The following is a 1,062-nucleotide window of genomic DNA, read 5'->3' on the forward strand; positions in this document are numbered from 1 at the left end:
ATATTCGTTAAGCCGCCATGTTCGACCATGACACCCTTGGGCTGTCCCGTCGATCCCGACGTGTAGATGACATACGCCAGATCGTTCGGACCGTTTGCGGCTGGCGGGTTCGCGGTGTCGCCTGCGTACAGCAACGCGTCCACCAGATTCAGCACCTCTCCCGCATACCCAGGTGGCACTTCCACGTCCCCACATACGAGCAGCAGTCTTGCGCCGCTGTCCTCCAGCATGTACGTGATCCGTTCCGCCGGGTACGTCGGGTCGATCGGCAAGTATGCGCCGCCGGCTTTCAGAATCGCCATGATTCCGACCACCATCTCGACTGAACGCTCCGCCATAATCGCCACGATCCGATCCGATCCGACGCCACGCGCCCGTAATTCATGCGCCAATTGGTTCGCCTTCGCGTTCAGCTCCCCATACGTCATTCGCTCAGACTCGAATATGACCGCCACCGCTTCCGGTGTACGCTCCGCCTGCTGCTCAAACAGCTCGTGGATCGGTTGCTCCTTCGGATAGTCCGCCTTCGTGTCGTTAAACACCGTCAACAGCTGACGCTTCTCTTCTTCCCCGGCCAGCTCGATTTCCTCCAACCTCATGTCCGGCGTTTCGACGATCTGTTCCACGATTGCCGCCAGATGTTTGCCCATCCGCTCAACCGTTTCCTTCTTGAACAGCGCCGTGCTGTATTCCCAATCGAAATACAGCCGCCCTTCCTGCTCCACCGCAGCTACGGTCAGGTCGAATTTCGCCACCCGATATTCCTGCGCGTACGGCTGAATCGTCAGCCCTTCCGGTTTCCATTCGCTCATCTGCATGTTCTGCAGCACCAGCATCGTGTCGAACAGCGGGTTCCGGCTCGTATCCCGCCTTACCTCCGCCTTCTCCACCAGCTCCTCGAATGGATAATCCTGGTTCTCCATCGCCCCCAGCACCGCGGCCTTCACTTCCGCCAAGTACGCGTCGAACCGTTTGCTTCCCGCCGGGCGGCTCCGCATCGCCAGCGTGTTAACGAACATCCCGATCATCCGTTCCGCATCCGGGTGCCTTCTCCCCGCCACC

The 1,062-nt window shown here is 59.8% G+C and carries 1 protein-coding gene; it reads right to left on the reverse strand.

The annotated features are described in order from the left end of the window. The coding region (locus ACX1DY_RS31395) for an AMP-binding protein (RefSeq protein ID WP_458968041.1) at positions 1-1,062 on the reverse strand (1,062 nt) is incomplete at both ends.

The sequence above is a fragment of the Paenibacillus sp. BAC0078 genome (assembly GCF_054483875.1).